Source organism: Hyphomonas sp. UBA3601 (assembly GCF_002375605.1).
In the GTDB taxonomy this organism is placed as follows: Bacteria; Pseudomonadota; Alphaproteobacteria; order Caulobacterales; family Hyphomonadaceae; genus Hyphomonas.
Window position 1 is genome coordinate 10,973 of record NZ_DFME01000068.1, and the last position, 5,454, is coordinate 16,426.

Sequence of the window (5,454 nt, forward strand, 5' to 3'; positions counted from 1 at the left end):
CATCATGCACGACCTGATCGTAGCCGCGCTGCAGGAAGGTAGAATAGATCGCCGCGAACGGTTTCATGCCGTCTGCCGCAAGGCCGGCGGCGAACGTCACAGCATGCTGTTCGGCAATGCCCACATCGAAATGGCGGTCCGGGAATTTCTTGGCGAAAATGTCGGTCGATGTGCCGGACGGCATGGCAGCCGTGATCGCGCAAATCTTGTCGTCAGTTTCTCCGAGTTTCGCCAAGGTCTGGCCAAACACTTTCTGGTAATTTGGCGCCTTGGGTTTTGGCTTCGATTGCTCGCCGGTGATTACGGAGAACTTCGAGACCCCGTGATATTTGTCCGCCGAATTTTCGGCCGGCGCATAGCCTTTGCCCTTTTGGGTAACGACGTGGATCAGGATCGGGCCGTCCTTCATCGCTTTCACATTCTCGAGAACCGGGAGAAGCGTATCGAGATCGTGACCATCGATCGGCCCGACATAATAGAAGCCGAGTTCCTCGAACAGCGTGCCGCCCATGGCAAAGCCGCGCAAATACTCCTCCGCGCGCCTGGCCGGACTTTCCAGCCCGATAGGCGTGACCACTTTTTTGGCGATCCGACGCAAACCGCGATAGGGCCGCGAAGATACGAGTTTAGACAAGTAATTGCTCATCGCGCCGACCGGAGGCGCAATCGACATGTCATTATCGTTCAGGATTACGATCAGGCGGGATTTGTCCGCGCCGGCATTGTTCATGGCCTCATAGGCCATGCCAGCAGACATGGATCCGTCACCAATCACGCAGACAACATGCGTGTCGCCGCCTTGCAGGTCGCGCGCCTTCGCAAAGCCATGTCCCGCAGAAATGGAGGTGGATGCGTGCGCAGCGCCAAACGGGTCGTATTCGCTCTCGGCACGTTTCGTGAAGCCTGACAGGCCGCCAGGCTGTCGCAGTGTGCGCATCTGGTCGCGACGCTCTGTCAGGATCTTGTGCGGATAGCATTGGTGGCCGACATCGAAGATCAGCTTGTCTGCCGGTGTATCGAAAACGGAATGGATCGCGAGCGTCAACTCCACGACACCCAGCCCCGACCCCAGGTGGCCACCCGTAACCGAAACCACATCGATGACTTCGTCGCGCACTTCATCTGCGAGTTGTTTCAATTCCGCCCGCGAGCGGCCTTTAAGGTCGGCAGGAGAATTGATTGCATCCAGCAAACGATTGGGGCGGGCGTCGGTCATTCCAGTTTAAGCTCGATCTTTGAATTGTTATTCTGACCAGACCTTAATGCGTTCTATCGAGCACAAAATCGACTGATTGCAGCAGTATATGGGCCTTTTCGCGGAAAATTGCGAGGTGTTCCTTCGCCTGTGCGGCGAGAATGCGCACCCGCTGGCGTGCGCCCTCAATGCCAAGAATGGTCACAAAATTCGCTTTTCCTGCCGCCTCGTCAGTGCGTAGGGGCTTTCCAGCGCTGTCCTCGCTGCCGGTCGCATCGAGCAAATCATCAGCAATCTGGTAGGCCAAGCCAAGATCATTGGAGAAGCCCGCCAGTGCGTTGCGTTCAGCTTCCCGGGCGCGACCGACAATCGCCGCCGCTTCTGTCGCGTAGGAAATCAGCGCGCCCGTTTTGAGGCGTTGCATGCGTGTGATTGTGTTCAAATCCCGCGGGCTGTCAGATTCCAACATGTCGATCATCTGGCCGCCGACCATGCCGCGCGCGCCGGATGCATCGGCAAGCCGCTCGATCAGCATGGCCCTTACGGATGCATCATCATGGGTCTCGGTTGATGCCAGGATCTTGAAGGCCAATGTCAGCAGCGCGTCTCCGGCCAACACCGCAGTCGCTTCATCAAAAGCCTTGTGAACAGTCGGCTGGCCACGCCGGAAATCATCATCATCCATGCAGGGAAGGTCATCATGGACGAGTGAATAGCAATGTACGCATTCAAGCGCCGCGGCAGCGCGCAGCAAGGTCTTCTCGGGCGCATCGAACATCGCGCCCGTTTCCAGCAGGAAGAAAGGCCGCATACGCTTGCCATTGGCCAGAGCGGCATGGCGCATCGCGCGCATCAAATTGGCTTCCGGGCCGCCTGCAGGCGGGATCAGCTGGTCAAGCGCAACGGTAATCCGGTCGGCCACCTCTTTCAGGCGCTGTTCGAACTCTTGGGCCTCGCCCATATCGAGGCCCCTTTAGTCGAAATTGGCGGACTCTGTGGTCGGCCCATTGGCCCCTTGGACAATCTGCTCAACCTTCAGCTCGGCGGATTTCAGACGGGATTCACAGTGCGCTTTCAGCGCCGCGCCGCGTTCATAAATCGCGATGGATTTCTCCAGCTCGACTTCGCCTGCTTCCAGTTGGCGGACGATGATTTCGAGTTCGGCCAATGCCTCCTCGAAGGTAAGCTTGTCGACTGGTTTCTCTTTCGCATCAGCCATTCTTCGGCCTCATCTTCCTTGAAATTTCCGTGACACTAGAGCGGCGACCTGAGGTCCACAACCACTTCCCGACCAGATTTACCGGTATTCGTAGATGCGGTAGCTCCAATATGCGTCGCCGCCGTCATACGAACACTTCCAGCCCAGCTTCTTCATTTCCGGACGCAGCATTCGATTGAACCAGCCATGGGCCGCCAGATAGACCTTGCCCTCACTGGACGCCTCGTCGAGCTTAGACGCGGCGGCAGCGGCGCGCTGACGCGCCTGCTTCACGCTTTCGCCATCCAGCGCATGTCCGTTCAGCCAAGCAGCACGGGCGAGAATATTCCACGTTTTCGGCAGATAACGCACACCCGGCAGAAGGGGAGGAGGCAATGGCGCCTCATTGAATACCGGGTCAAACAGTGCCTGCATGTGCGGCGCCGCACGTGCAGCGGTCTGCTGGGCACGCAGGCGCGCAGAAGCAAATACAATGTCAGCATCGGCCACCGATTTGACCAGGCCGTCCGGCGGCGTCTGGTCATCGGCCAGAGGGCCAATCTCGTAACGTTCCCACCAGTCGCGATACTGTTTCCAGTTCAGTCGCGGGCCCGCCGTGCGGTCGAGGGCCGGGCGACCGTGACGCGAAATGATGATGGGACCGCGCTTCCGGTCTGTCGATGTCGTGTCTGGCATCGCCATACAAATCATACTCGTTGTTGCTGGCCCCGTGACCATTGTTCCAAAATTGCCCTAACGGGGTTGCCCCCGCCCGGCAAGGCGCGTTTGTACACCCATTCACTTGTCAGGTTGTGAAATTCGAAGGGCTCAGAGCCCCTTCCAGACACGCTTGCGGCAGGGTTCTTCGTCCTGCAGCTTGCATTTGTGGAAGGTGACGAGGACCGTTTCTGCGCGACCAATCATGTGATCCATCGGCACGAAACCAATTGATGCCACATCCGCAGGCACGCGCGGCTGACAGCCCGCCCGGTCAATTACGCCCTCTATGGCCGGGCAGTGCCCACTTGGAAAGCGACTGTCGAGCGAATTGTCCCGATTATCACCCATCATGAAGACATGCCCTTCCGGCACGATGAACAGGTCGGTATTGTCGCCCCGTCCACCTTTTTCCTGCCGGTGAGTGATCCACGTCTTGTCGCCAATCGTTTCCTGCCATTCATGCGCGATATCGATCGCCACGGCATTGTGCGGAACGTAACGGATGGTGCGCAGATATTCGCTCTCAACCGCTTCGCCATTCAGATAGAGCTGCTCGCCAATCAGCTGGATCTGATCGCCTGGCAGACCAATCAGACGCTTGATCATGACGCGGCCCGTATGCGGATGCTCGAACACAACCACATCGCCGCGCTTGGGTGTGCTGGCAAAAATCCGGCCCTCGGGCAACGGAATGAAGCGCCCCATAGAAAACGGCAGAGAATAGCGGTCATAGCCATAGGCGAATTTTGCCACAGCAACCCGGTCGGTTACCTGTAGCGTCGGGACCATGCTTTCAGAGGGAATCACGCGCTGCTCGTAGGCGAGCCCCGAGAACAGCAGAAACACGGGTACAAAGACGGCGAGCGTAGCGCCCCATTCACGAAGCTCTTGTTTGAGCTTGGCGCCAAGGCCTGGCGCCTCGGCGACTTCATCGTTCGCCGCAGTGTTACCATCTGATGCCATGGGGACCTCATCCATCGTCTTCGTGACGTTTGATCTGTTTAGACGAAAGAAGTCCTGATTGCGAAGACGAAAACGCCTCCGCTGCTGCAAAAGCCGGGAATGCCCGCCTTAGCTCAGGCTGTACAGGTCTATTCCGGTTTCATTCCGTGTCACAGACACATCACCCCGATAAATGAGATAGTTGAGATGCGCCAATGCCTCACCCGTGGCCATGCTGACCTCGTCGTCGGAAATCGCGCGGCCGAACAGCGTGGTGAACGTATCCACCGCCTTCATGGGCCCACGCTCCAACCTCTGAAGCAATCTTGCGAGCCCCACATGATGACCGTCAATCAAGTGCTGCAGCCGTTTGTGGGCTCCGGTAAAGGGCTCATTATGAGCTGGCAGGACAAGCACGTCTTCCGGCAGCCGCTGTTTCAACTTTTCACAGCTTTCGAGCCAGTCGAGCAATGGATTCGCCGCAGGCTCAGTCGGGTGGACGGATATGTTGGAAGAGATCCGCGGCAGAATCTGGTCACCTGAGATCAGAATATTGAGATCGCGACTATAAAGACATGCATGCTCGGGCGAATGCCCACTGCCGGTGATGACTTCCCATTCCTGACAGCCCATTTCGAAAGTATCGCCGTCAACAAGGCGGCGGTAGGAATCCGGCAACGGCATGACACCTTTTCCAAACCCGCCGAACTTTTCCTTGTACTGGTCGAGCTGGGTCTTGTTCCAGCCGGCACGCAAATAGAAGTCCAAACCAGCCTTTGGCGCACTGCGCCCGGTGTCAGATACCAGCATCCGGCACGTTGTATATTCCAGACGAGTCATCCACAGCTCAGCGCCCCATTTGTGACAGAGCCATCCAGCCGTTCCGATATGATCGGGGTGCATGTGGGTGACGATAACCCGCTTGAGAGGCTTCTGCTCACTGACCCGATCAGCCAACAACTTTCGCCAGACGTCACGCGTCTCGTCATACGGAATCCCGGTGTCAACAATAGTCCAGCTATCGCCATCGTCGATCAGCCAGACATTGATGAATTTGAGAGAGAAATGCAGAGGCATAGCCAGCCAGAACAGGCCGGGCGCTATCTCCCTGATTTCGCCGGGAGCGGGCGCCGATTGTCCATGCGGATAATCAAGGCGCGGCCGTGTCGGCTTGCTGATTTCTGTACCATCCATGTCAGGAGGATACGCAGCTTCTTGCGTCCGTCGAGCCGTACCGCAAGGTCATGCCACAGCAAGACGCGTACGAATATCCTCAACCAGAGCGATTGGAGCTGCCATACCGTCGACCCGGATAACGTCTTCCGGCGGGACCAGCGCGGCCAGTTGGCTGTCGAGCAGGGAGACCGGCATGAAATGGTCGGCGCGCGAGGAAATCCGC

The 5,454-nt window shown here is 57.8% G+C and carries 6 protein-coding genes; all 6 read right to left on the reverse strand.

The window, feature by feature from the left end:
• A partial coding sequence (gene dxs / locus B4F73_RS07160) for a 1-deoxy-D-xylulose-5-phosphate synthase (RefSeq protein WP_290482864.1) occupies nt 1–1,216 on the reverse strand: 1,216 nt, incomplete at its 3' end.
• Nucleotides 1,217–1,259: 43 nt separating this feature from the next.
• Complete coding sequence (locus B4F73_RS07165) at nt 1,260–2,156, reverse strand: polyprenyl synthetase family protein (protein WP_290482865.1); 897 nt, start codon at nt 2,154–2,156, stop codon at nt 1,260–1,262.
• A gap of 12 nt (nt 2,157–2,168) precedes the next feature.
• Nucleotides 2,169–2,414 carry an exodeoxyribonuclease VII small subunit gene (locus B4F73_RS07170; RefSeq protein ID WP_034813920.1) on the reverse strand — a complete coding sequence of 82 codons (246 nt, stop codon included), beginning with the start codon at nt 2,412–2,414 and terminating at the stop codon, nt 2,169–2,171.
• Between the two features lie 78 nt (nt 2,415–2,492).
• Nucleotides 2,493–3,095, reverse strand: a complete 603-nt coding sequence (locus B4F73_RS07175; RefSeq protein WP_233347658.1) for a histidine phosphatase family protein — start codon at nt 3,093–3,095, stop codon at nt 2,493–2,495.
• A gap of 126 nt (nt 3,096–3,221) precedes the next feature.
• On the reverse strand, nt 3,222–4,076 hold the full coding sequence (gene lepB / locus B4F73_RS07180; protein WP_206992681.1) for a signal peptidase I: 855 nt from the start codon (nt 4,074–4,076) through the stop codon (nt 3,222–3,224).
• 108 nt (nt 4,077–4,184) lie between these two features.
• Nucleotides 4,185–5,249, reverse strand: a complete 1,065-nt coding sequence (locus tag B4F73_RS07185; RefSeq protein WP_206992680.1) for an MBL fold metallo-hydrolase — start codon at nt 5,247–5,249, stop codon at nt 4,185–4,187.
• Nucleotides 5,250–5,454 lie beyond the last annotated feature (205 nt).

Coding starts and splice junctions, on each gene's coding strand:
- B4F73_RS07165 (WP_290482865.1), bottom strand. CDS start 2,156: ATGGGCGAGGCCCAAGAGTTCGAACAGCGCCTGAAAGAGGTGGCCGAC.
- B4F73_RS07170 (WP_034813920.1), bottom strand. CDS start 2,414: ATGGCTGATGCGAAAGAGAAACCAGTCGACAAGCTTACCTTCGAGGAG.
- B4F73_RS07175 (WP_233347658.1), bottom strand. CDS start 3,095: ATGGCGATGCCAGACACGACATCGACAGACCGGAAGCGCGGTCCCATC.
- lepB (WP_206992681.1), bottom strand. CDS start 4,076: ATGGCATCAGATGGTAACACTGCGGCGAACGATGAAGTCGCCGAGGCG.
- B4F73_RS07185 (WP_206992680.1), bottom strand. CDS start 5,249: ATGGATGGTACAGAAATCAGCAAGCCGACACGGCCGCGCCTTGATTAT.